We start from the raw sequence: 23,848 nt of genomic DNA on the forward strand, positions 1-23,848 counted from the left end.
CTAGCCCTTCTTGAGGTGACGGCGACCCAGCAGTTCGGCGATCTGCACGGCGTTGAGCGCGGCGCCCTTGCGCAGGTTGTCAGAGACGCACCACAGGTTGAGGCCGTTCTCGACCGTCGGGTCTTCGCGCACGCGGCTGATATAGGTCGCGCCGTCGCCCACGCTTTCCACCGGGGTGATGTAACCTTCATCCTCGCGCTTATCGACCAGCATGATGCCGGGTGCCTCGCGCAGGATGTCCTGCGCCTGTTCGGCAGTGATCTCGCGCTCGAACTCGATCGTCACCGCTTCGGAGTGGCCGACGAACACCGGCACGCGCACGCAGGTGGCGGTCAGCTTGATCTTGGGGTCGAGGATCTTCTTGGTCTCGACCACCATCTTCCACTCTTCCTTGGTCGATCCATCGTCGAGGAAGACGTCGATATGCGGGATCACGTTGAACGCGATCTGCTTGGTGAACTTGCTCGGCTCCACCGGGTCGCCGACGAAGATCGCGCGGCTCTGCTGGAACAGCTCGTCCATGCCTTCCTTGCCCGCGCCGGAAACCGACTGGTAGGTCGAGACGACCACACGCTTGATCCCGGCGGCATCGTGCAGCGGCTTGAGCGCGACGACCAGCTGCGCGGTCGAGCAGTTGGGGTTCGCGATGATGTTCTTCGCGGTGTAGCCGTCGATCGCGTCCGGGTTCACCTCGGGCACGATCAGCGGCACGTCCGGGTCCATCCGGTAGTGCGAGGAATTGTCGATCACCACGCAGCCCGCCGCAGCAGCCTTGGGCGCATATTCCTTGGCAATCGCGCCACCGGCGGAAAACAGCGCGATATCCCACCCGGTGAAGTCGAAATGTTCGAGGTTCTTGCACTTGAGCATCTTTCCGGTGTCGCCGAATTCGATCTCGGTGCCCTGGCTGCGCGAGCTGGCCAGCGCCACGATCTCGTCGATCGGGAACTCGCGCTCCGCCAGAACCTGCATCATTTCACGCCCGACATTCCCCGTCGCGCCGACAACGGCGACCTTGTAACCCATCAATCACTCCTGTTCGTGCTGCACCGCCACATGGGGCCAAGCGCGCCGCGCCGCAAGCGATTGTGGGTCAGATCAGCTTCGCCATGTGCAGGAGCAAGACGGCCAGCGCCGCAAAGGCGAGCACGGCGCCGGGCAACGTGATCCATCGCTTGCCGACATTCTCCTTCACCGCCAGCGCATTGAGCGTGCCGAACACGAGCAGGAAGACCACGCTCGCCCCGCTGACCAGCCCGTCGAGCCCGCCCATCACCGCCAGCGCCAGCGCGCCTGCTGCCAGCAGCAGCACTGCCCAGTATGGCGACCCTTCCGAGTTCTCGCGCCCCAACGCGCCGGGCAGGCCCCCATCCTGTGCCACCTCGCGCGCCAGCCGGGCGGAGCTGAACAGCGTCGCATTGATCGCGCTCGCAGTGGAAAGCGCCGCGGCGATGGTTACCGCGATCAGGCCGGGGGTGCCGAGCGCCGCCTGCCCGGCGCGGGACAGCGCGACCTCGCCATCCTCGATCACCGCCTGCGTGCCCGTCAGCATCGGCACCGCCAGCGCGACCAGCACGTAGATCAGCGCCGCGCTGCCGATGGCGAGCGGCATGATCCGCCGCATCACCCGCTTGCGGTCCTTCATCTCGTCGTAGTCGTAGGCGACCAGTTCGAACCCCTCGTAGGCCATGAACACCGATGCCGCGCCGATCACGATCCCGATCAGGCCCGGTTGCTGCGCGATGGAGAGCTTGTCCGCCTCGAACTGCGAAAGGCCGAATGCGGCGAGCGCGGCAAGGATCGCGAGCTTGATCGCAACGATGGCGATCTCCACCCCCGCCGCCTGCCCAGCCCCGCGCAGGTTGATCGCGGTCATCGCCAGGATCACCGCAGAGGCCATCGCCGGGGGGAGCCAGCCAGGCCCGTCGATCGCCTGCCCCAGATAGGCCCCGAAAGTGTAGGCATAGACTGCGCAGGTCAGCACGTATCCCGCCAGCAGTACCCAGGCAGACCAGCGGGCGAGCCGGGTAAACTTGAGGTCGCGCAGGAAGGTGTAGATGCCGCCCGCCTCGTCCTTCGCCACCGTCAGCGCGGCAAGGCTGTGTCCGGTGGCATAGGCCACCAGCCCGCCGAGCACGAAGCTGAGCGCGGCCCAGTGCCCCGCGCTGGACATGACCACGCCCAGCGTCGAGAAAATCCCGCCGCCGACCATCCCGCCGACCGCGATCGCCCAGACCGCTGCAAGACCGAGCTGGCCCCCGGTCGACTGCTTTTCGCTCATTCCGGCGGTGTTACCCCGTGGCTATCCAGGAAATCGAAGATCGTGTGCCACAGGTGCACGCTGATCTTCGGCCCGCTGACCCGGTGGGTATAGCCCGGATAGAGCATCATCTCGAACGGCACCGCCGCTTCCTGCAAGGTCGAGATCAGCTCGGTCGAATTCTCGAACACCACGTTGTCGTCCGCCATCCCGTGGATCAGCAACAGGGGATCGGTCATCTCGGTCGCTTTGGGAATCGCGCTCGCCGCTTCGTAGGCTTCGGGCACTGCGTTCGGGTCGCCCATGAAACGTTCGGTATAGTGGGTGTCGTACAGTTCCCACCGGGTGACCGGAGCGCCGGACACGCCTGCGGCATAGAGGCCGGGATCGGCCTGCAACTGCTTGAGCGTCATGTACCCGCCATAGGACCAACCGTAGATTGCCAGCTTGTCCGGATCGACGAAGTCGAGCGACTTGAGAAACTCCGCGCCCGCCTTCTGGTCGCGCACCTCGACCCCGCCCATAGCGTGGTAGATCGGCTGCTCGAACGCGACGCCCCGGTTGGCCGAGCCGCGATTGTCGAGCACGAAGTAAACATAGCCCTTGTCGACGATCGCCTGCGGCAGCGCGCCCTTCCACCCGCGATCAACCATCTGCGGGCCGGGCCCGCCATAGTGCATGATGAACACGGGGTACTTCTTGCCCGGCTCCATCTTGGGCTTGAGCATCATATAATGCAGCGGCGTGCCATCCTCCGCAGGCAGCGTGCCGAATTCGGGCCACACATGGCTGGCGAGATAGGGCGCGTAGGGGTGATCTGCGTCGAGCGCGTTTTCCTCCACCCACGCCAGGCGTTGCCCATCAGTATCGGCGAGGTAGCTTTGCGGCGGCTGGCTCGGCGAAGACCGGCTGATGAGCAGCGTCTGGCCCTGCTGGTCCATGCTCGCGCTGTTGGTGAAGCCGGGGTCGGTCAGCAATGCGCCATCCGCCTGCCCGTCGAGCGAGGCGCGATAGATCTGCTGGGTCAGCACATTGGTCGTCGCCTGGTAGAAGAACACGCCGGTCTCTTCGTTGAGTCCGACCAGCGAGGTCACGGGTTCGTCCCCACGGGTCAGCTGCTGCCAGTCCTTACCGTCGAAGCGGTAGAACTGCCCGTAACCGTCGCGTTCGGACCACCACAGCAGGCTTCCGTCGTCGAGAAAGCGGTAATTGGCCGACAGGTTGATCCAGTAGTCGGGCCGCGCCGCTTCTTCGGTAAACCAGACCTCGCTTGCCCCGGTTGCGGGATCGACCTTGAGCACGTCGAGCCGGGTCTGCTCGCGGTTCTGGCGCTGGACATACAGCGCGCTGCCATCGGGGGCCCAGTCGACCCGGGCGAGGTATATGTCGGGGTTGTCCCCCAGATCGACCTTCACCCGGTTCGCGCCGTCCGGGTCCATCACGAACAGCTCGACGATGGCGTTGTCGCTGCCCGCCACGGGGTAGCGCTGGTCGAACACCTTGGTCCCGGTCGCGCCGATCGCCGCGCGGGTGACCACGCCCACCGGGCTCTCGTCGGTCCGTTGTACCGCGATCCGGCTATCGTCGGGATTCCACCAGAAGCCGGCCATCCGGCCCATTTCTTCCTGTGCAACGAATTCCGCCTCGCCCCAGCGGATCAACTCGCCTTCCTTGGGCGTGATCGGCTGCGCGTCGCCGCCCACCGGGCCAACCCACAGCTGCCGGTCGCGCACGAAGGAGACGAAGTCGCCCTCCGGGCTGAGCTTGGGATTGAGCTCGCTCTCCTCGGTATCGGTCAGCCGGGTGACGGTGCCGTCCAGCTTCGCGAGGTAGAGATCGCCGTCCAGCGGCACCAGCACGCCCGATCCATCCGCATTCCACTGATAAGCGATGATGCCCTTGAGATTGCCGACCCGCGCCCGCTCGCGCTGCATCTTCTCGTCTTCGGACAGCTCGCGACCCGAGCCCAGCGCTTCGCTGTCGACCAGCATGGTCCATTCACCGCTCTGCCGGTCGTAGCCCCACAGATCGTAGCGTTCGCGATCATCCGCGCGGTTGCGCAGCAGGGTGAGATAGCGGCCATCGGGCGAAAGCTTCGCCTGGCGCGGGCTCGGCCCGTCGAGGCCGGGGCTGGCGAAGACGCGTTCGATGGTGAGGTCTGCGTTCTGGATGGCCTGGCTGGTCATGGCGTCGCTCTCCTGCGCGGCAAGCGGTGTGGCAAGGGCGAGAATGGCTGCGGCGGCAAACAGGTGGCGCATTGATGTAAGTCCTCTCCGTCGTCACCGCACGCAGCCCGCAGGGGCGCGCGGCGATCCCGTGGCCTAACGCCCGACATGCAGGGCGATACGCCATGGATTGCTTCGTCGCGTAGTCTATCCTGAGCGGCTGCTGCAAGCAGCCAGCCGAAGGGCTCCTCGCAATGACGGGGGAGAATGACAAGCTTGCAACGAAAAAGGGCGGCCCTGCCGGACCGCCCTTTCCTGTTTCGCTTGTCAGAAAGCCGCGCTTACGCGTCCTTCTTCTCACCCTTGGCGGGGCGCACATCGCGGCGTTCGGCGATGCGCGCGCTCTTGCCGGTGCGGCCGCGCAGATAGTACAGCTTCGCACGACGCACGACGCCGCGGCGGACCACGGTGATGGAGTCGACGATCGGCGAATAGAGCGGGAACACACGCTCCACGCCTTCGCCGAAGCTCATCTTGCGAACGGTGAAGTTGGAACCCATGCCGCGGTTCGAACGCGCGATGACCACGCCTTCGAAGTTCTGAATACGCTCACGCGTACCTTCGACGACCTTCACGCCAACGCGCACGGTGTCGCCCGAGCGGAATTCCGGAATATCCTTGCCGAGATTTTCAATCGCTTCGGCTTCGAGCTGCTGAATCAGGTTCATTGGTCCTGGTCCTTCGTTTCTCGCTGCGCGCCAGAGGCAGACTGGACCGGAGCATCGGTGTGACGCTCCCACAAATCCGGCCTGCGTAACCGTGTCATTTCTTCGGAGCGTCGCTTTCGCCACGCCGCGATCTTCGCATGATCCCCCGATCGCAGCACTTCGGGGATCGTGCGCCCTTCCCATTCCTGAGGTCGGGTGTAGTGCGGGTATTCCAGAAGGCCGTCCTCGAACGACTCCTCGGTCCCGCTTGAAGCCGCGCCCATTACTCCCGGAAGCAACCGAATGCAAGCGTCGAGTATGGCGATTGCGGCAGTCTCTCCGCCCGACAGGACGATGTCCGCCAGGCTGACTTCCTCGATATAGGGCCGCGCCTCGAACAGGCGCTCGTCGAACCCCTCGAACCGGCCGCACAGGATAGTGACGCCCGGCCCTTCCGCGATCTCGCGAATGCGCGCCTGGGTGATCGGTTTTCCGCGGGGAGTCATGGCGAGGACGGGGATCGGCCTACTCTCCCCCTCCCCTTCAGGGGAGGGGGTCGGGGGAAGGGGCAAAGGATCGCGCTGGAGGGCCTCGCCCGGGGAAAGCCCCCCTCCCAACCTTCCCCCCTGAAGGGGTGAGGGCTTTTGCGTCACACTATCCAGCGCCGCTGCCAGCACATCGCACCTGAGCACCATGCCCGCCCCGCCGCCTGCAGGCGTATCGTCCACCGTACGATGCTTGTCGGTCGCGAAATCGCGAATTTGCACGGTGTCGAGCGACCATGCGCCCTCGCGCAGCGCACGCCCGGCGAGCGACACGCCGAGCGGGCCGGGAAACATCTCTGGATACAGGGTCAGGACGGTGGCGGTGAACGAAATCGAATTTTCTCCAGGATGAGCAACGACACGGCAGATGCCAGTACGAATACGACGTGGAACAGAGGGTACAGCATGATCGCGCCGGCCGCATTCCAAGGCATCAGACCCGGGTAAATCCAGAAATAGGCAACGACCGCTGGCAGGAATGGGACCACCAGTAACGCCAGTCGAACTTGCCAGCGCTCATCGCGCACTACAGCCCGTACGCACAGATTTCCAATCAGGCAGATGAGGAAGACAGCGCCCAGAATGGCGGAAAGGAAGGCCAAAATCCCCATAGATGAAGCGAAGCTCGCGACTACCCCCCGCACCCGCCGCAGCCACCGCCGCCGCAGCCCGATCCGCCGCCGTCGCCCCCGCCATCTCCGGCATAGCCCGCATCCCCGCCGCCGCCATGGCGCATCGCGTGCAGCGGGTCGAACGGCGTGCCCGCCAGCACGGCGGTGCCGAAGATCGCGACCCCCAGCCCCATCTGGTCGCGGGTCGGCGCGCGTTTCAGCCCGACATGCTCCTGCCGTGCCTCCTTCAGCGCGCGCTCGCCCTCACGGGTGCGGCGCAGCCCGGCGATCAGGCGCCAGCCGATCACCACCACGCCCAGCGCGATCAGGATCACCAGGATGCCAACCGGCTCCCCCTCCGCGCTCCCGGCCTGCAGGCGGTATAGCCCGAGCAGCACGATCGCGAGCATCGGCAGCGCGGCCACGATCCGCACCGGCAGCGCCTGGCCCGATCCGGTCAGCAGCCCCGCATCGACCAGCGCGTCGCGATCCGCCTGATAGCCCCCGTCGATCGCGCGCGCGAAGGTTCGCCACCCGAAGCTGTCGCCCAGCGACATCAGCCGCGTTTCCGCGCCGCCCGAGGCAGCCTGCCGGTCGCGCACGTGGAATTTCTTGCCCTCCAGCTCCAGCCTTCCCGAGGCGAGCAGGTCGGCCATCACCGCCTCGGCATAGCGGGCCTTGCCGCTTGCCAGCGCGGCGAACTGGCCGAAATCGCGCGGGCGGCCCGGCTCGCCTGCCGGGCGCAGGATCGCGGGCACGATCAGCGCGAGCAGCCAGCCGAGCACGATCAGCCCGGCATAGAGCATGATGAACTGTGCCGCGCCGTATTGCGCCAGATCGATATTCATTGCGCCCCACTCCTCACAGCAGCACCCCCAGTGCCAGCGCGGTCAGCGCTAGCCCGATCGCCGCGGCGAAACCATAGGCTTTGCCGCGCGGCACGATGAAGGCGTCCGCCGGGTTCACCCGCACCGCCTTGGGATCGACGAGGAAGCGGCGACGCGCATCGGGCCAGATATCCTCCGGCGCAGGCTCGCCGAAATGCGCTTCATAGCTGGCGAGCGTTTGCGCATACTGATCGTAATAGCGCGTCCGTTCCACCGTCCCGCCCGCGGTCGGCCCATGGTGCAGCGGCATGCGCAGCACCTCCGGGCAAAAGCGCTCCCAGTAGTCGCGGCTGAAGGTCAGGTGCAGGTGCCATGCCTGATCGACCGCGTCCGAGGGCGTGACCTCATGCCCAGCCTCGCAGGCGAGCCAGCAGAACCGCTTGTACTCGGTGAGGACGCGCGCGGCATAGTCCGCGCTCCAGCGGTTCTCCCGCGCGAGGCGCTGGGCGAAGGTGAACGCAGCATCCGCCGGGCCGATCTCGTAATCGGCCAGCCGCCACCACAGATCGGTTTCGAACGCGCTCATCCGCGCACTATCGGTGCACAGGCGCGCTCAGGCCAGCGTCAATCCGCGCATTTGACGAAGACCACGCCGTCGCCATCGATGCGGTGCCCGGCAAGCGTCACCACCTCGCCATCGGCGGCAGGCATCACCGCCAGACCATCGGGCCCACGCGTTTCGATCGGCAGCGTGGGCAGCGGTTCGTCCCATTGCAGCGCAGGTGTCGGGCCAACATCGACCACGCCGGTTTCGGGGTAGCCGTTCACCCGCGTTTCGATGATGCTCATCCCGCGCGAATTGGCGCTGACAGCGAAATCCGGCCTGGCGCAATCGGCGTTCAGCCCCTTCGCCACCCAGTTCCCCCGGACATACTCGCCCGTCACCGCAAGCCCGCCCGCTCGGGCCGGGTCGCGATCGCGCGCTGGCGGGCTCTTAGCCTCGATCCGCCGCGGGATCAGCGTGCCCGTTCTCTGTTGGCAGAAGCTGGCATCGGCGACCTCGCCGATAATCTCGACATAGTCGCCCGGCCCGAAATCCGCCTCGCCCGCGTTGAACGCCCACGTCTCGCCATCAGGCGTCTTCAGTGTCAGGCATTCGACGCCTTTGGCAATCCTGCCCTCGACCGTCACCAGATCCGGCTGCCCGGAAGGGCGCGTGCCCGCGGCCGGGTTGCCGGAATTGTCACCGGGCGCAGCGATCATCTCGTCGCGCGCCGCATCGGCGCTTTGGCCACTCTCGTCCGAAGGCCCGGCGCAGGCTAGCAGGAGCAGCGGCGCGCAGAGCAGGCTCGTCATATTCCTGAATGTCGTCATGCCCGATCAGTGCGCAAGGCGGGGGCGATGTTCCGAAAGTCTCCGGCGATCCTTGGCGTCACATATCGATAAGCAGCGCAGCAATACGCCGTCGCAGCAACCAGCCTTCCCGATCAGTCGAAGACCTTGTCGGAAACCGGCTCTCGGCCAGCAGCGCGCTTCCTGGAGAATAAATAGGCGACCGGAAAGCAGACCACTACGGCAATGAACGGCGCACCGATGACGAGCGCCGCCAGCGGCGCGACAAGCTCGGATCGAAAACCGCTTTCGCTCAGGAGCGTGATGATCGGCAGCGACATAGGCACAAAGGCGGCGATCAGCGCCGTCCACACGGCCCGCACCTTCCACGAGGTCGAAGCGGCCATAATATCGAGCAGGAACGCGATGCCAAGGGTCAGAGCGACCACAAATCCGAGAGACGCAACCAGGCCGACAATAGCGAACATGCGTCCCTAATCCGCGAATTCGGCGGCGATCACAAGGCGCCCGTCATCCCACTCGGGTACGGCAGTCGGGATCATCGGGACCATGAAGGTCTTCGGGCCCTTTTCGGGCACGGGATCGTGCGCGATCTCGACAATGTCGGTCGCGCCGTAATTGGCGACATCGATCACGTGGCCGACTGCGGCCCCGTCGGTGGTCACCACCGGCAGGCCGATCAGGTCGGCGTGGTAGAACTCGCCATCTTCGAGCGGGGGCAGCGCGTCGCGCGATACGCTGAGCAGGGTGCCGCGCAGGGCTTCGGCGGCGGTGCGGTCGGGCACCTCGGCGAAGCGGGCGATCGCCCCGCCCTTGTTGTCGGAGCGGATCTTGGAGGCGGTCAGCTGGCCGTCATTGAAGGTCTTGTGCGCCTTGAGCGCATCGACATCATCGCCGAACAGCTTGAGCCGGACCTCGCCCGCCACCCCGTGCGCGCCGGTGACGGCGGCCAATACTATAGCCCTCCCCCCGCTCGGGGGGAGGGTTGGGAGGGGGGAAGCGGACGGCGATGCGCCTCGGGCCTCGCCCCCTCTTCCCGACCCTCTCCCCCGGTGGGGAGAGGGAGATGTCATCAGCCTTCGGCCTTTTCTTCGCCAGCTTCCTCTGCCGGTGCTTCGGCAGCAGCTTCTTCAGCCGGTGCTTCTTCGGTCTTCTCTTCCTCGGCCGGAGCTTCCTGGGCAGCCTTCAGCGCTTCGGCGGCTTCGGCTTCCTTGGCGGCCTTTTCCTCGGCGCGTTCCTTGGCCTTTTCTCCCGGCTCGGCCTTGTTCGGGTTGTTGCGCGCAGCACGCTCACGGATGCCGGCGGCATCGAGGAAGCGGGCGACACGGTCGCTCGGCTGCGCGCCGACGCCGAGCCAGTACTTGGCGCGGTCTTCGTTCAGCTGGACGCGCTTCTCGTCGTCCTTGGCGAGCAGCGGGTTGTAGGTGCCGATCTGCTCGAGATAGCGGCCATCGCGCGGATAGCGCGAGTCGGCAGCAACGATGCGGTAATAGGGGCGCTTCTTGGCGCCGCCACGGGAAAGTCGGAGTGCAATAGCCATTTCGGTTCGTCCTTGGTCTTAATCTAAGTCGGTTTCGGTTATTTCTTCTTGGGCAGCAATTTCTGAAGGTCGGGGGGCAGCTTGCTCATGTCGACATCGCCCATGCCCTGACCGTCCATGCCCGGAATCTGGGGCATGCCCTTGCCGCCCATGCCGGGAAGACCGCCCATTCCGCCGCCTCCGCCAAGCATCGCGGCAAGGCCCTTCATCCCGCCCATCTTCTTGATCTGCTTCATCGCGCGGGACATTTCCTGGTGCATTTTCAGCACCTTGTTCACGTCCTGCACCTGCGTGCCGCTGCCCGCCGCGACGCGCTTCTTGCGCTTGGCGTTGAGCAGCGCGGGATTGGCGCGCTCCTTGGGCGTCATCGAGCCCATGATCGCGTCCATGTGGACCAGCACCTTGTCGTCCATGCCGCTGGCCTGCATCGCCTGCTTGGCCTTCTTCATGCCGGGCATCATGCCCGCGAGCATGCCGAGACCGCCCATGTTCTGCATCTGCTGCAGCTGCATGCGCAGGTCGTTGAGGTCGAACTGGCCCTTGGCCATCCGCTTGGCGAGAAGCTCGGCTTCCTCGACCTTGATCGATTCCGCCGCCTTTTCGACCAGCGAGACGACATCGCCCATGCCCAGGATGCGTTCGGCAACCCGGCGCGGGTGGAAGGCTTCGAGCGCGTCGAGCTTTTCGCCGACGCCTGCGAACTTGATCGGCTTGCCCGTGACCGCGCGCATCGAGAGCGCCGCACCGCCGCGCGCATCGCCATCCATCCGCGTCAGAATCACGCCGGTCAGCGGCACTTCGTCGCTGAAGCTCTGCGCCACGTTGACCGCGTCCTGACCGGTCAGGCTGTCGACCACCAGCAGGACTTCGGTCGGCGTCGCCACCGAGGCGACCGCCTTCATCTCGGCCATCAGCGCTTCGTCGACATGCAGGCGGCCCGCGGTATCGAGCAGCACGACATCGACATTGCGCAGCTTCGCCGATTCGAGCGCGCGGCGCGCAATATCGACCGGCTGCTGGCCTTCGATGATCGGCAGCGTGTCGACCTGCGCCTGCTCGCCGAGCACCGCCAGCTGCTCCTGCGCGGCCGGGCGATTGACGTCGAGCGAGGCCATCATGGCCTTCTTGCCGTGCTTCTCGCGGATCAGCTTGCCGAGCTTGGCCGTGCTGGTCGTCTTACCCGAACCCTGCAGGCCGACCATCATGATCACGACCGGCGGCTTGGCGTCGAGCGTCAGCGGAACGTGGCCGTCCTCACCCCCCTCCGCATTGGCGCCGCCGCCGAGCATCGCGACCAGCTCGTCGTTGACGATCTTGACGACCTGCTGGCCGGGGGTGACCGACTTGAGGACGCTTTCGCCGACGGCCTTTTCGGTGACCTTCGCGATGAAATCGCGCGCGACGGGCAGCGCGACATCGGCTTCGAGCAGCGCGATCCGCACTTCGCGCATCGCATCGCGCACGTCCTGTTCGCGCAGGGCACCGCGCCCGCGCAGGCGGTCGAAGGTATTGCCAAGGCGATCCGACAGTGCGTCGAACATGCTAGCCGCTTACTCCATCTCCGGCACGATACCGGATTAAACGCGAAAAACGCCGGCGGACGAAACCTCGTCGGCCAGCGTCGGGGCGGTGCCCCTTCTGAAACTCACATCAGGGTAGCGAACTACCCTTCGAACCGGTGGTGGAGCCTAGCGGGATCGAACCGCTGACCTCTACAATGCCATTGTAGCGCTCTCCCAGCTGAGCTAAGGCCCCGTGCCGGTTGTGGGAGGCGCCGTTTAGAAAGCACGGCGCCCCTTTGCAAGCGGAATATCCGCCCGCGATACGAAAAATCAGGTGTCGTCGTTCTCGTCGTCGTCACCCTTGGACTTCGCGACGCCCAGGTCGTCGTCGCCGCCCAGATCGACCTCGTTATCCGGCGAATCGTCGTCGTCATCGACGTCGATATCCTCCAGATCGTCATCGGCCAGATCGCTGTCGGCCTCCTCGTCCTTCTTCTTCTTTTCTTCCTCGAAGGGAATCGGCTGCTTCGACTTGAGCACCGGCTCGGGCGTCCAGGTGTTCTCGCATTCGATGCAGGTCACCGGGTCTTCATTGCCCAGATCGTAGAAACGCGTGCCGCACTTGGGGCAGGTGCGCTTGGTGCCCCATTCGGGTTTGACCATGAGAGATGTCCTTGTTGCGGGCGCTGCCATCTTCGCGCGCGCCGATGTGAATTTCCGTGAAGGCTGACTTGGGGCCGCCACCGCCCCGAATCAAGAATGGCGCGCGCCTTGCCATGCACCAATGCCGGTGTCAAAGCCGCCCGCGCATGAATGACACCGCTGCCTCCCATCGCTTCAGCCCTGCCGGCCCCTTGCGCGGGAGCATCGCGGTGCCCGGCGACAAGTCGATCAGCCATCGCTCCCTGATCCTGGGCGCGATGGCCGTGGGCGAAACCCGCGTTTCCGGCCTGCTCGAAGGCGAGGACGTGCTGGCGACTGCCGCCGCGATGCGGGCGATGGGCGCGGATGTTCACCGCGACGAGGATGCAACCTGGCACGTCCACGGCGTCGGCGTCGGCGGATTGCTGCAACCCGAGGCGGCGATCGACTGCGGCAATAGCGGCACCTCGGCCCGCCTGCTCATGGGGCTGGTCGCGAGCCACGGGATCGCCGTGACCTTCACCGGCGATGCGAGCCTGTCCAAACGCCCGATGGGCCGCGTGATCGATCCGCTGAGCCAGATGGGCGCGCGCTTCACTCCTAGCCCCGACGGCACGATGCCGCTGATGCTGGAAGGCGCGCATCCTGCCGTGCCGATCGCCTACCGCCTGCCCGTCGCGAGCGCACAGGTGAAGAGCGCGGTGCTGCTCGCCGGGCTCAACACGCCGGGCGTCACCTCGGTGATCGAGCCGGTGCCGACCCGCGACCACTCCGAACGCATGCTGCGCGGCTTCGGCGCTGAGCTGGAGATTGGCGAAGACAACGGCGCGCGTGTGATTCGCCTGACCGGGCAGGTCGACCTGCGCCCGCAAACGCTCACCGTGCCGGGCGATCCTTCTTCCGCTGCATTCTTCATGGTCGCCGCCACGCTGGTCGAGGGCAGCGACCTTACGATCCGCAATGTCGGCATGAACCCGACCCGCGCCGGGCTGGTCGACGTGCTGCGGCAGATGGGCGCGAATATCGAGGACATCGACGCGCGCGAGGTCGGCGGAGAGCCCGTCGCGGACCTGCGCGTGCGGCACGCCACGCTGACCGGGATCGAGGTCGATCCGGCCGTTGCGCCGAGCATGATCGACGAATTCCCCGTGCTGTTCGTCGCCGCCGCATTGGCACAGGGCACCACGGTCACCCGCGGGCTCGAAGAACTGCGGGTCAAGGAAAGCGACCGCCTCGCCACCATGGCCGCCGCGCTGGAGACGACCGGCGCGCGGGTGGAAGAGCGTGAAGACGGGCTGACGATCCAGGGCACCGGCGGCGAACCGCTGCGCGGCAGTGCCAATGCGCGGGTAAAGACCCATCTCGATCACCGCATCGCGATGAGCATGGCGGTGGCGGGGCTTGTCAGCCGCGACGGGGTGGAGGTGGACGACACCAGCCCCATCGCAACCAGCTTCCCCAATTTCATGGCACTGCTCGACGAGGTGACTCGGTGATCGCGTTCGAGCTCGCTCCCAAGCAGCCTTCTCTCCAACTCCGGCCAGGCGCTGTTCGCGCCAAGCCTTCGTATCCTCTCCCCGTGCGGGGAGAGGGATAAGGTGACAATGGATATTTACTCGCTAATCGGCTTCGTCGGGATGGCCTGCATCATCGGTGCCTATGCCTATCTGACGTCGAGCAAGGCGCCAAACCCGTTCATCCTCCACGGCACCAACCTGGCAGGCGCGGCGCTGCTGACGGTCAGCCTCTTGGTGCACACCAACTGGCCCAGCCTCGTACTCGAAGGCTTCTGGGCCGCGATCGCAATCTGGGGCATCGCCAAGGCGATCCGTGAGAAGAAGGCCGCGAAGCAGCCATGATCCGCACCATCCTCGTCGCCGCCGCACTCGCCCTGTCGGGGTGCGCAACGCTTCCTCCGCCCGAGGCAGCACCCGCCCCCGCCCCGGCTCACGCCAGCGCCGAAGCCTATGCCGCGCCCGAGCGCGAGCTGATGGTCCCGGTAGAAGGCGGCAACGTATACGTGCGCGTCAACGGCGATCTCGACGCAGCACCACCAGTGGTGTTCCTCCACGGCGGCCCCGGCGGCACGCATAACGGCCTCGCCTCGATGCTGGGGCTGGCGGACGAGCGCGCTGTGATCCTCTACGACCAGCTCGACAGCGGGAAGTCCGACCATCCGAACGACCCGGCCAACTGGCGGGTCGAGCGGTTCGTCGAGGAACTGGAGACAATCCGCCGGACGCTCGGCGTCGAGCGCTGGCACGTGGTCGGTCACAGCTGGGGTTCCGCGATCGCGCTGGAATATGCCGCGAAGTATCCGCAGCATGTCGCTTCCACCGTGCTCGGCGGGACATACATCAATACCGAGCGTTGGATCGCGGACGCCAACATCCTGCTCGAAGACCTGCCCGAAAGCGTCCAGCAGACCATCGCCGCATGCGAGACCGATGCGCCCCCGCCTGCGGAGCAATGCGCCGCCGCAACCGATGCGTTCTACGCCGAATTCAACCGCCGCGAACCGGCGACTGCCGCGCTGCGCGCCTATTCCGAAAGGATCGGCGGACAGGGCTTTAACCCGGTGATCTACAACGCGATGTGGGGGCCGAGCGAGTTTCGCTCCAAGGGTTCGCTCAAGACCTATGACGCGGTTCCATTGCTCGCGCAGATCGACGGTTCGCGCACGCTGTTCCTGATCGGCCAGTACGACGAGGCGCGGATCGACACCGTGCAGGATTATGTAGCGATGACGCCGGGTGCCGAATTCGGCGTGGTCCCCGGGGCCGCGCACGGCTTCTTCACCGACCGGCCGATGGAGAGCGAGGCGATCCTTCGGGCCTGGCTGGCGAGGCACGACGCGCCGTGATCGTCGCCGTCGACGGACCCACCGCCAGCGGCAAGGGCACTCTTGCCAGGGCCATCGCCGCGTATTTCGGCCTGCCGTATCTCGATACCGGTCTGCTCTACCGCGCGGTCGGGCGGCAAGTGCAGCTTGCCGGGACGAACCCTGACAGCGCAGCGGATGCTCTGGCGGCGGCGGACTTCCCCGACGCGCTGCTGTCCGATCCGGAACTGCGCAGCGAGGCGATCGGCGGTTTTGCCAGTCGCGTCTCGATCCACCCGCAGGTGCGCGCGGCGCTGCTCGAACGCCAGCGGGCTTTCGCGCAGCAGGCCGGCGGCGCGGTGCTCGACGGGCGCGATATCGGCACGGTGATCTGCCCCGATGCAGATGTTAAGCTGTTCGTCACCGCCTCGCTCGACGCGCGTGCGGACCGGCGCTTTGCCGAGATGCAGTCCCAAGGTCGCGAGATCACGCGCGAGGAAATCCACGCGCAGATCGAACGCCGTGACGAGCGCGATATGAACCGTAAGGATGCTCCGCTGAAGCCCGCGCCCGACGCCTTCGTTCTCGACACCACCGCACTCGGCAAGGACGCCGCCATCGCCGCCGCCATCGAAGCGGTCGAACAGGCGCGAGGAAAGACCCGCTAGCCGGTCAGGCCGCGGCGCTCTTCAGAGGCTCTAGCGGGGTCGGCCAATGCACCGGCGGCAGCGTGCGCAAGCCCGGCTTTGCGAACAGATATCCCTGGCAATAGCGGATGCCCAGAAGCCTCAGCGTGGTCCACTCCTCGATGGTTTCGATCCCCTCCGCGACCACCGTGATGCCCAGCCTTTTGGCAATGCGCACGATCCCCTCGACGATCACCCGGCGCGATACCGAGCTGTCGATCGACCGGATCAGCTCCATGTCGAGCTTGAGATAATCGGTCTGGATCTTCGCCAGCAGGCCCAGCCCCGCGTGGCCCGCCCCGAAATCGTCGATCGCGGTGCTGAAGCCCATGCTTTTGTAACTCTCGACGATGTTCCGCACATGCTCGGTATCATCCATCCGCTCGTTCTCGGTCAGCTCGAACAGCAGGCGATCGGTCGGCAGGTCGCACGCCCGCGCGGTCGCCAGGGTCAGCTGGATACAGGCGAGCGGCGAATAGACCGCGTTGGGCAGGAAGTTGATCGACAGCCTGGCATCGGTGTCGAGAATGCCCGCTTTCACCGCGTCCTCGATCGCTGTCACGCGACATTGCTGATCGAAGGCGTAGCGCGTTTCGTCGTCCACCTGCGAGAGGACCGAGGCAGCACTCTCGCCGTTCTCGCCGCGCACCAGCGCCTCATATGCGAACACGGAGCCCGTCTCGCAATCGACGATCGGCTGGAACGCCATCGCGATGGCGAATTCGTGCTGCGGCGATCTGCACTGCGAACAGCCACCCATCGGCAATTCCTTTCCTTTACCCTCGAACCAGTAAGAGCAAGGTGATAACGGATTGTAAAAACGACAAATCTTTGCGGACGGCTTGAAACAGGCCCGCAATGAAGCCGATTGCCGCCCGGCACGCAAAGCCTCCAATTTGCTTGCATTTTCCGCGGTTCGCGCGTACCTGCCCGCCGTTCTCGCATTCTCATGGATTCGACGGACCCGCGCGGTGGCATACGGCCTCGCGCGGAACACGGCCCTCTTGCCCCGTACGGCCCGCGCAATGGTGTGCAGGCAGACGGGTAAAGACCCCGGACAACCGGTGGCCGGTAGCAAAAGTGAACTAGGAACCTCATCCCTATGGCAACTGCAGCCAACCCGACGCGCGACGATTTCGAAGCGCTACTTAACGAACAGCTCGGCGATGCCGATGATGGCGGCTTCGAAGGCCGCGTCGTCAAGGGCACCGTCACCGCCATCGAAAACGGCATGGCGATGATCGATGTCGGCCTGAAGAGCGAAGGCCGCGTCGACCTGCGCGAATTCATGCGCAACGAAGACGAGCACGGCCTCGAAGTCGGCAGCGAAGTCGAGGTCTATGTCGACCGCGTCGAAAATGCCGACGGCGAAGCGATGCTCAGCCGCGACCGCGCCCGCCGCGAAGCCGCGTGGGATCGCCTCGAAAACGAATTCGGCGAAGGCAAGCGCGTCGAAGGCCGCATCTTCGGCCGCGTCAAGGGCGGCTTCACCGTCGATCTCGACGGCGCCGTGGCCTTCCTCCCCGGTTCGCAGGTCGACATCCGCCCCGTGCGCGACGTCACCCCGCTGATGGACCAGCCCCAGCCCTTCCAGATCCTCAAGATGGATCGCCGCCGCGGCAACATCGTCGTCTCGCGTCGTGCGGTGCTTGAAGAAACCCGCGCCGAACAGCGCAGCGAACTGATCAGCGATCTGGCCGAAGGCCAGGTGGTCGACGGTGTGGTCAAGAACATCACCGATTACGGTGCGTTCGTTGATCTGGGCGGCATCGACGGCCTGCTCCACGTCACCGACATGAGCTACAAGCGGGTCAACCACCCCAGCGAAGTGATCGAGATCGGCCAGACCGTGACCGTGCAGATCATCCGCATCAATGCCGAAACGCAGCGCATCAGCCTCGGCATGAAGCAGCTCGAAAGCGATCCGTGGGATGGCGTCGCCGCCAAGTACCCGGTCGGCATGAAGCTGACGGGCCAGGTGACCAACATCACCGAATACGGCGCCTTCGTCGAAGTCGAGCCGGGCATCGAAGGCCTGGTCCACGTTTCGGAAATGAGCTGGACCAAGAAGAACGTCCACCCGGGCAAGATCGTTTCGACCTCGCAGGAAGTCGAAGTCATGGTGCTGGAAGTCGATTCCGAAAAGCGCCGCATCTCGCTCGGCCTCAAGCAGGCCCAGCGCAACCCGTGGGAAGAGTTCGCCGAAGCGCACCCGATCGGCAGCGAAGTCGAAGGCGAAGTCAAGAACGCCACCGAATTCGGCCTGTTCATCGGCCTGCCGGGCGACGTCGACGGCATGGTCCACATGTCCGACATCGCGTGGGGCATCTCGGGCGAAGACGCGCTGGCGCTTCACCGCAAGGGTGAAGAGGTCAAGGCGATCGTTCTCGACGTCGACATCGACAAGGAACGCATCAGCCTGGGCATGAAGCAGCTCGAAAAGGGTGCGCCGACCGAAGCCGCCGCCGGTGGTTCGCTGCGTCGCGGCGAAACCGTCACCGTCACCGTTCTCGAAGTCCGCGATGGCGGCCTCGAAGTGCAGGTTGGCGAAGACGGCGCGACCGGCTTCATCAAGCGTTCGGACCTCGGCCGCGACCGCGACGAACAGCGTCCGGATCGCTTCCAGGCGGGCCAGAAGATCGACGCGATGGTCACCGGGTTCGACCGCAGCAAGAAGCCGACCTTCTCGATCAAGGCGTACCAGATCGCCGAAGAGAAGCAGGCGGTGCAGCAGTACGGTTCGGCCGACAGCGGCGCCTCGCTGGGCGACATCCTGGGCGAAGCGCTCAAGAAGCAGGACTAAGCTCCGCCACGCTTGACGCGTGACCTTTGAAACGGCCCGCCCTCCCCAACCGGAGCGGCGGGCCTTTTCGTATCCCCGGCAAGCCTGCCACCATGCGCGCCAGTGCCCTTGTATCGGGCCGCGCGCGCTCATAGCGTCGCGCGCATGCCGAAGATGAGATTCCTTACCTGTACCGCCCTGCTGCTCGCCAGCGCGGCCTGCACCGACGAAGCCGCCGTCCCGCAGCCGGATGATGCCAACGAAGCCGCTGCCGAGCCCACCCGCGCCCCGCTCAAGCTGGCAGGGCAGTACAAGGCGTTTCTCTACGGGCCGGACCACACCAGCGCCTCGGGCGCGCGGCTGGATCAGGCGTGGCAGGTGCTGCAACAGGACCGGGCCAACTACCACGAGCGCGATGTGCGGCAGGATGCCGACCAGGACGACCCGCTGTTCGCCTCCGCCGCCAATCGCGACCGGATCGAGGACATGGTCGCCAATGGCAACATGACCGAGGCTTCGGCGCGCAAGATCGTCGACGGGAACGTGCTGGTCGCGGTCGACGTCTATACCCGTGACGGCGAGCCTGCGCGGCTCGATGTGTCGGTCTACTAACCAGCGGAGAAGTCCCCCTGCTCGAGATCCACCAGTTCCCCTGCCTCAGCGACAATTACGGCTTCCTGCTGCACGATCCCGACAGCGGCCAGACCGCCGCGATCGACACGCCCGATGGCGCGGCATACCTCAGGCAGGCCGAAGCCAAGGGCTGGCGGATCAGCCACATCTGGAACACCCACTGGCACCCCGACCACGCCGGCGGGAACAAGGCCATCGTCGAGGCAACGGGCGCGCAGGTGATCGCGCCGCAGGAAGTCGACAAGCTCTCCCCTATCGACCGTGTGGTGGCGCATGGCGATGCGGTGACCTTGGGCGAGCACACGGCGCAGGTGATCGACGTATCGGGCCACACCAACGGCCATATCGCCTTCCACCTGCCTGCGGACGGCATCGCCTTCGTGGGTGACAGCGTGTTCGCGCTGGGCTGCGGGCGGATGTTCGAAGGCGAGCCGCAGCAGTTCTGGGACAGCCTTGCACGGATCAAGGCGCTGCCGCCCGAAACCACGCTCTACTGCGCGCATGAGTACACCGCAGCCAATGCGAAGTTCGCGCTGCACGCCGATCCGGAGAACGCGGCGCTGCAGGCCTATGTGCAGGAGATCGATGCGAAGCGCGCGAAGGACGAGCCGACCGTGCCCACGGTCCTCTCGCGCGAGCTGAAGACCAATCCCTTCCTGCGTGCCGATGCACCGGAGATGCAGGCGCGCTGGGGCGGAGAGAGCCCGGCGGATACCTTTGCCAAGCTGCGCGCGGCGAAGGACAGCTTCTGATGGACGGGCCTGAAGTCGCGCTCCGCGGCTTCCACGTGCACATCTATTTCGACCCGCACGAGCTGGCGGCGGCACAGGAGTTCGCGGCGCGTGCGAAGGCCCGGTTCGGATGCAGCGTGGGGCATTTCCACGCGCGACCGGTCGGCCCGCATCCGCGTGGAAGCTGCCAGCTGACACTCAGCCCCGAACAGTTCGGACAATTCGTGCGCTGGGCGCCGAGCGCGCGTGGCGACCTGACCGTGTTCGCGCATGGCCTGAGCGGGGACGATCTAGCCGATCACTCGCGCCATGTGATCTGGTTCGGCCAATCCGAACCGCTCGACCTGTCGATCTTCGGTTAGCCTCGAGGCGCGGCGAGGTCGCGGTGGAAGAACTGGTTGAAGTCGCTTTTCACATAGTCGCCGAAGGCCGCACCCGGCACAAAGCCGCGAGCGCGGTAGAAGCGGATCGCGGGCTCGAAAGCCGCACCGCTGCCGGTTTCCAGCGAGAGGCGGTGCAGGCCCAGTTCCTGTGCGCGGGAGACGATCGAAGCCAAAATGGCGTCCGCGACCCCGCGCTTCAGAAAATCGGGATGGGTCCGCATCGACTTGATCTCGCCCGTTCCATCGGGGAGCAGCCGCAGCGCGCCGACACCGGCGATTGCGTCACCGAGCCAGGCGGACCAGACTTCCACATTGGGCCGGGTCAGGCCGCTCAGGTCGAGCGCGAATACGGCTTCGGGCGGGGACTGCGCGTGCATCCCCCGCAGGTGCAATTCGATGAGGGAACGGGTCGCTTCGCCCGTCAGATCGTCGCGACGAACGACGATTCTGTCGGGCGATAGCGCCGTCATGGCCGGGAAATCAGATCCCGGCGATCATGTCGTCGGCGAGCTTGCGGTCCGCATCCGCGTCCAGCTTCTCGCCGATCAGGCTGCGGCTGGCTGCGGCAGCAGCGGCAGCGGCCTTGGCACGCACTTCGGCTACGGCCTCACGCTCGGCAGCGGAGATCTTGTCCTGCGCCATGCGCTTGCGCCGTTCGACCAGCTCCTTGCTGTCTTCCTCGGCACGTTCCAGAATCGACTCCGCTTCGGCCCGTGCATTGTCGAGCATCGCCTCGGCATCGCTCTCCGCATTGGCGATCTTGGCGGCATATTCGTCACGCAGCGTCTCGGCTTCGGCGCGCAGGCGCTTGGCCTCGTCCAGCTCTTCGCGGATCGCGGCGATCCGGCTGTCGAGCCCGGCGGTGATGCTCTTGTGCGCCTTGAGGCGCAGGATCGCCACCAGGATCAGCAGCAGCATCGCGACCGAGACCCACTGGAAGGGCTGGAGGCCCAGCAGGGTGGGTTCGGCATGCGCAGCGTCACCGCCATGCGCCGCCTCGGTATATTCGACGGGCTCTTGCGTGGTGAAGATTTCGGTAGATTCAGCCATGTGCCATCGCTTCCTTCACGGCCTTGCCGGCTGCGGGCTTGGTCACCGTGATGCCGGCGATCCGGGCCACGATGTCCTGCGCCGCATCGGTCGCGACCGCTTCGATCTCGCCCATAGCCTGGGCCCGGGCAGCGGCCAGTTCCTGGTCCGCCTCTTCGAGCTTCTTGTCGAGCCGCTTTTGCGCGGCGGCGATCTTCTTCTCGGACTTGGCGGCAGCTTCGGCCTTGGCCTCGGCAATCAGGGCTTGCGCCCGCGCGCGATTTTCGTTCTCGCGCACGCGCCAGGCTTCTTCTTCCTGGTCCGCCTGATCGCGGGCGGCCTGCGCCGCTGCGATATCGTCGGCGATCTGCTTGCTACGCCGCTCCATCGTGCCCGAGACCTTGGGCACCATTCCGCGTCCGACGACGAAGAAGGAGATGCCAAAAAACACCAGCAGCCAGAAGGCCTGGCTGGAGAAGGTTTCGGCCAATTGGTCGATCTGGGGCATGTTGCTCTATCCGGCGTGGGAGGTGGAGGACGTTCGATACAAGGGCCGGGACGCGCCCGGCCCTTTCAGATATCGATCGGTTTCCTCAGGCCACGAAGGTGAGGATGATCGCGATGACGAACGCGAGCAGGCCGAGAAGTTCCGCACCGGCGAAACCGATGAACAGGCGGCCCTGCTGGCCGTCGGCGGCACCCGGATTGCGCAGCGCGCCATCGAGGAACGAGGCGAAGACGTTACCCACACCCAGCGCGGCGAGACCGCAACCGATTGCGGCGAGACCGGCTCCGAGCAGCTTTGCGGCTTCTGCGTCCATTTCGAATACTCCTTGGTAAAATATGCGTGTGTTGAAAGGGGATCAGTGAAGGTGTTCGGCGTCGTTGATATACAGCGAGGTCAACAGCGCGAAAACATAGGCCTGAATGCCTGCGACCAGGATTTCCAGGGCGCAGATCGCGATCATCAGCAGCATGCTGGGCAGGCTGACGATCAGGCCCGTGCCGACGCCGCCAAGCCCGCCGGAGACGACGAAGCTGGCGAGAACTTCAAGCAGAAGGTGCCCGGCCATCATCGCGACGAACAGACGCAGCGCGAGGCTGAAGGGGCGGACCATGAACGAGATAAACTCGATCGGCGCGATCAGCGGCGTCATCAGCAGCGGCGTGCCGTGCGGCACGAACAGGCCGAAGAACTTGAGGCCGTGCTTCCAGAAACCGACCGCAAGCACGATCGAGAAGCTGAGAATGGCGAGTATGCCGGTGACCGTGAAGTGGCTGGTGAAGGTGAACGGGTGGATCCCGACGATCCCCAGCGGCATCAGGCCGAGCAGGTTTGCAAACAGGATGAAGGTGAACAGGGTAAACACGTAGGGCACGTATTTGCGCCCCTCCTTGCCGATATTGGCTTCCACCATATTCTCGATGAAGCCGGTCAGGCTTTCCACCGCCATCTGCCAGCGACCCGGAATCAGGTCCTGCTTGGTACCCGCGCGCACGAACAGGATGAGCACGATGGTCGCGATCATCATCCACAGCGCGCTGTTGGTGAATGCGATGTTGACGCCAGCCACTTCCCACTGAGCCGATCCGAAGAGCGGCTTGATGGTGAACTGGTACATCGGGTCGATTTTGCCTTCTTCGCCGGCCACCTGAAATCCTGTTCGCGTCTCTTACCGCTCAATCGCGGCGGCTTGGAAAAATCAGCCTTCGTCAGAAGGTTTGCTGCCGGCACCGCCACCGGTGCCCGCATTTCGAAACATATTCCTGAAAGCCACGCCTATTCCGAGGAACAGGCCGACCAACAGACCCCACGGCCAGGTTCCGGCCAGCGCATCCACGCCATAACCGATCACCGAACCGCCAAGCAGCCCACCCAGAAGATCCGCCAGCACACGATTGCCGGCACGGTAATCCGCATCGGCTTTTCGCGCACTTTCCGTGGGCCTGCGCTTCTCCTCTCGCTCGCGTGCGGCCTTAAGCCGCTGCTCGAGCGCGTCGATCCGCGCATCCTCAGGTATGGGCTCTCGCGCGGACTTATCGTCGCTCATGCCAAGGCTCTCTATAAAAGTGAGAATCATGCGGCACGGGCAACACCTGCCCGCCGAGGGCGCGGTCGCCTTAGAAAAGGGTTTTTGGCAAGTCAACCGGAGCCGACGCGGCGCGGCAAAACGTCCCCGTCAGAGGAGCGGTGTCAGACCCCTGCTGCAGGGACCGTGCCGATCACATCGGCGGGCAGCGGCTGTCGCGTTCGGGCGGCGCGCTGGTGCGCGTCTTCCACGAACCGTCGGGTGCCTGATATTTCTCGCCCGGCTGGGTCCGCGCGATCAGCAGGCAGCCTTGGGTCAGCGCATAGGCGTCGATCGTGGCGTTCTGCGAGCGTGCGCGCTCGGTATAATTGGCGCGGCGGCGGATATTGATGTCCGACACCAGATCCACGATCGCCTGCGGCTGGTTGCCGACCACGCCGAGGAAACCGTCCATCCGCTCGCCCACCTGGCCGTTGGCGCGCGCCTGCTCATAGGCCGGATCGCGCTGGAACATGGCCGCAGCCGGATTGGCCAGCGCCAGGCCGATCGCTCCGCCGGCAATGGTCAGCATCAGCTTCGTGCGTTTCATCATCTCGTTCAC

30 protein-coding genes and 1 tRNA gene are annotated in these 23,848 nt (G+C 65.5%); 8 read left to right on the forward strand and 23 right to left on the reverse strand.

What is annotated here, in order from left to right; translation table 11 throughout:
- From KYN89_RS14115 to KYN89_RS14185, 15 genes are all read right to left on the reverse strand, one after another.
- Positions 1–1,026 (reverse strand): aspartate-semialdehyde dehydrogenase, encoded by a 1,026-nt coding sequence (locus tag KYN89_RS14115; protein ID WP_222825689.1) that lies wholly within the window; start codon positions 1,024–1,026, stop codon positions 1–3.
- Between the two features lie 67 nt (positions 1,027–1,093).
- On the reverse strand, positions 1,094–2,281 hold the full coding sequence (locus KYN89_RS14120; protein WP_222825690.1) for an APC family permease: 1,188 nt from the start codon (positions 2,279–2,281) through the stop codon (positions 1,094–1,096).
- Positions 2,278–4,518, reverse strand: a complete 2,241-nt coding sequence (locus tag KYN89_RS14125; protein ID WP_222825691.1) for a S9 family peptidase — start codon at positions 4,516–4,518, stop codon at positions 2,278–2,280. Before KYN89_RS14125 ends, KYN89_RS14120 begins: the two co-directional genes overlap by 4 nt.
- A gap of 248 nt (positions 4,519–4,766) precedes the next feature.
- Complete coding sequence (gene rplS, locus KYN89_RS14130) at positions 4,767–5,153, reverse strand: 50S ribosomal protein L19 (protein ID WP_010240097.1); 387 nt, start codon at positions 5,151–5,153, stop codon at positions 4,767–4,769.
- A complete protein-coding gene (trmD, locus tag KYN89_RS14135; protein WP_222825777.1) occupies positions 5,150–6,010 on the reverse strand; it encodes a tRNA (guanosine(37)-N1)-methyltransferase TrmD in 861 nt (286 codons plus the stop codon). The genes rplS and trmD overlap by 4 nt, the downstream gene beginning before the upstream one ends.
- Positions 5,986–6,288 (reverse strand): hypothetical protein, encoded by a 303-nt coding sequence (locus KYN89_RS14140; protein ID WP_222825788.1) that lies wholly within the window; start codon positions 6,286–6,288, stop codon positions 5,986–5,988. Before KYN89_RS14140 ends, trmD begins: the two co-directional genes overlap by 25 nt.
- A gap of 20 nt (positions 6,289–6,308) precedes the next feature.
- A complete protein-coding gene (locus tag KYN89_RS14145; protein ID WP_222825692.1) occupies positions 6,309–7,136 on the reverse strand; it encodes a TIGR04222 domain-containing membrane protein in 828 nt (275 codons plus the stop codon).
- 13 nt (positions 7,137–7,149) lie between these two features.
- Positions 7,150–7,701 carry a glycine-rich domain-containing protein gene (locus tag KYN89_RS14150; RefSeq protein ID WP_222825693.1) on the reverse strand — a complete coding sequence of 184 codons (552 nt, stop codon included), beginning with the start codon at positions 7,699–7,701 and terminating at the stop codon, positions 7,150–7,152.
- A 38-nt stretch (positions 7,702–7,739) separates the two neighbouring features.
- Positions 7,740–8,471, reverse strand: coding sequence for a DUF5818 domain-containing protein (locus KYN89_RS14155; RefSeq protein WP_222825694.1), 732 nt, complete (start codon positions 8,469–8,471; stop codon positions 7,740–7,742).
- Positions 8,472–8,602: 131 nt separating this feature from the next.
- Positions 8,603–8,935, reverse strand: coding sequence for a hypothetical protein (locus tag KYN89_RS14160; protein WP_222825695.1), 333 nt, complete (start codon positions 8,933–8,935; stop codon positions 8,603–8,605).
- Positions 8,936–8,941: 6 nt separating this feature from the next.
- Positions 8,942–9,421, reverse strand: coding sequence for a ribosome maturation factor RimM (rimM, locus tag KYN89_RS14165; protein WP_222825696.1), 480 nt, complete (start codon positions 9,419–9,421; stop codon positions 8,942–8,944).
- Positions 9,422–9,540: 119 nt separating this feature from the next.
- Entirely contained in the window at positions 9,541–10,008 is a 468-nt protein-coding gene (rpsP, locus tag KYN89_RS14170; protein ID WP_222825697.1) for a 30S ribosomal protein S16, read from the reverse strand.
- Positions 10,009–10,046: 38 nt separating this feature from the next.
- Complete coding sequence (gene ffh, locus KYN89_RS14175; protein ID WP_222825698.1) at positions 10,047–11,549, reverse strand: signal recognition particle protein; 1,503 nt, start codon at positions 11,547–11,549, stop codon at positions 10,047–10,049.
- Positions 11,550–11,687: 138 nt separating this feature from the next.
- Positions 11,688–11,763 (reverse strand) — tRNA-Ala (locus KYN89_RS14180).
- Positions 11,764–11,840: 77 nt separating this feature from the next.
- Positions 11,841–12,173: a TIGR02300 family protein gene (locus KYN89_RS14185; RefSeq protein ID WP_222825699.1), complete on the reverse strand. Its 333-nt coding sequence runs from the start codon at positions 12,171–12,173 to the stop codon at positions 11,841–11,843.
- Positions 12,174–12,319: 146 nt separating this feature from the next.
- On the opposite strand from KYN89_RS14185, the gene aroA reads away from it, so the two are divergent.
- From aroA to KYN89_RS14205, 4 genes are all read left to right on the forward strand, one after another.
- Complete coding sequence (gene aroA / locus KYN89_RS14190) at positions 12,320–13,648, forward strand: 3-phosphoshikimate 1-carboxyvinyltransferase (RefSeq protein WP_222825700.1); 1,329 nt, start codon at positions 12,320–12,322, stop codon at positions 13,646–13,648.
- A 108-nt stretch (positions 13,649–13,756) separates the two neighbouring features.
- Positions 13,757–14,011 carry a CBU_0592 family membrane protein gene (locus tag KYN89_RS14195; RefSeq protein WP_222825701.1) on the forward strand — a complete coding sequence of 85 codons (255 nt, stop codon included), beginning with the start codon at positions 13,757–13,759 and terminating at the stop codon, positions 14,009–14,011.
- Positions 14,008–15,015 carry a proline iminopeptidase-family hydrolase gene (locus KYN89_RS14200; RefSeq protein ID WP_222825702.1) on the forward strand — a complete coding sequence of 336 codons (1,008 nt, stop codon included), beginning with the start codon at positions 14,008–14,010 and terminating at the stop codon, positions 15,013–15,015. The genes KYN89_RS14195 and KYN89_RS14200 overlap by 4 nt, the downstream gene beginning before the upstream one ends.
- The gene (locus KYN89_RS14205) at positions 15,012–15,641 is read left to right on the forward strand and encodes a (d)CMP kinase (protein WP_222825703.1); all 630 of its coding nucleotides are present in this window, start codon (positions 15,012–15,014) and stop codon (positions 15,639–15,641) included. The genes KYN89_RS14200 and KYN89_RS14205 overlap by 4 nt, the downstream gene beginning before the upstream one ends.
- A 4-nt stretch (positions 15,642–15,645) precedes the next feature.
- On the opposite strand, the gene KYN89_RS14210 is transcribed toward KYN89_RS14205, so the two are convergent.
- Positions 15,646–16,419, reverse strand: a complete 774-nt coding sequence (locus KYN89_RS14210) for an EAL domain-containing protein (RefSeq protein WP_248285305.1) — start codon at positions 16,417–16,419, stop codon at positions 15,646–15,648.
- Positions 16,420–16,761: 342 nt separating this feature from the next.
- Between KYN89_RS14210 and rpsA the strand changes: the two genes are divergently transcribed.
- The 4 genes from rpsA to KYN89_RS14230 all read left to right on the forward strand — a co-directional run bounded on the left by rpsA (position 16,762) and on the right by KYN89_RS14230 (position 20,167).
- Positions 16,762–18,462 carry a 30S ribosomal protein S1 gene (gene rpsA / locus KYN89_RS14215; protein WP_010236673.1) on the forward strand — a complete coding sequence of 567 codons (1,701 nt, stop codon included), beginning with the start codon at positions 16,762–16,764 and terminating at the stop codon, positions 18,460–18,462.
- Positions 18,463–18,606: 144 nt separating this feature from the next.
- Positions 18,607–19,053, forward strand: coding sequence for a hypothetical protein (locus KYN89_RS14220; protein WP_222825704.1), 447 nt, complete (start codon positions 18,607–18,609; stop codon positions 19,051–19,053).
- 17 nt (positions 19,054–19,070) lie between these two features.
- Positions 19,071–19,826 (forward strand): hydroxyacylglutathione hydrolase, encoded by a 756-nt coding sequence (gene gloB, locus KYN89_RS14225; RefSeq protein ID WP_222825779.1) that lies wholly within the window; start codon positions 19,071–19,073, stop codon positions 19,824–19,826.
- Positions 19,826–20,167: a DOPA 4,5-dioxygenase family protein gene (locus KYN89_RS14230; protein ID WP_222825705.1), complete on the forward strand. Its 342-nt coding sequence runs from the start codon at positions 19,826–19,828 to the stop codon at positions 20,165–20,167. Before gloB ends, KYN89_RS14230 begins: the two co-directional genes overlap by 1 nt.
- Here KYN89_RS14230 and KYN89_RS14235 read toward each other — a convergent pair.
- The 7 genes from KYN89_RS14235 to KYN89_RS14265 all read right to left on the reverse strand — a co-directional run bounded on the left by KYN89_RS14235 (position 20,164) and on the right by KYN89_RS14265 (position 23,836).
- Positions 20,164–20,658, reverse strand: coding sequence for a GNAT family N-acetyltransferase (locus tag KYN89_RS14235; RefSeq protein ID WP_222825706.1), 495 nt, complete (start codon positions 20,656–20,658; stop codon positions 20,164–20,166). The two genes, KYN89_RS14230 and KYN89_RS14235, sit on opposite strands and share 4 nt — an antisense overlap.
- Before the next feature lie 10 nt (positions 20,659–20,668).
- Positions 20,669–21,238: a F0F1 ATP synthase subunit B gene (locus tag KYN89_RS14240; protein ID WP_010236660.1), complete on the reverse strand. Its 570-nt coding sequence runs from the start codon at positions 21,236–21,238 to the stop codon at positions 20,669–20,671.
- Positions 21,231–21,725, reverse strand: a complete 495-nt coding sequence (locus tag KYN89_RS14245) for a F0F1 ATP synthase subunit B family protein (RefSeq protein WP_010236658.1) — start codon at positions 21,723–21,725, stop codon at positions 21,231–21,233. The genes KYN89_RS14240 and KYN89_RS14245 overlap by 8 nt, the downstream gene beginning before the upstream one ends.
- Before the next feature lie 85 nt (positions 21,726–21,810).
- Complete coding sequence (locus KYN89_RS14250; protein WP_010236656.1) at positions 21,811–22,038, reverse strand: F0F1 ATP synthase subunit C; 228 nt, start codon at positions 22,036–22,038, stop codon at positions 21,811–21,813.
- Positions 22,039–22,080: 42 nt separating this feature from the next.
- On the reverse strand, positions 22,081–22,839 hold the full coding sequence (locus KYN89_RS14255) for a F0F1 ATP synthase subunit A (protein WP_040378847.1): 759 nt from the start codon (positions 22,837–22,839) through the stop codon (positions 22,081–22,083).
- Between the two features lie 81 nt (positions 22,840–22,920).
- The gene (locus tag KYN89_RS14260) at positions 22,921–23,268 is read right to left on the reverse strand and encodes an AtpZ/AtpI family protein (protein WP_222825780.1); all 348 of its coding nucleotides are present in this window, start codon (positions 23,266–23,268) and stop codon (positions 22,921–22,923) included.
- 172 nt (positions 23,269–23,440) lie between these two features.
- On the reverse strand, positions 23,441–23,836 hold the full coding sequence (locus KYN89_RS14265; protein ID WP_050775850.1) for a YdbL family probable chaperone protein: 396 nt from the start codon (positions 23,834–23,836) through the stop codon (positions 23,441–23,443).
- Positions 23,837–23,848 lie beyond the last annotated feature (12 nt).

Origin of the sequence: Alteriqipengyuania abyssalis (genome assembly GCF_019857185.1) — a bacterium.
In the GTDB taxonomy this organism is placed as follows: Bacteria; Pseudomonadota; Alphaproteobacteria; order Sphingomonadales; family Sphingomonadaceae; genus Alteriqipengyuania; species Alteriqipengyuania abyssalis.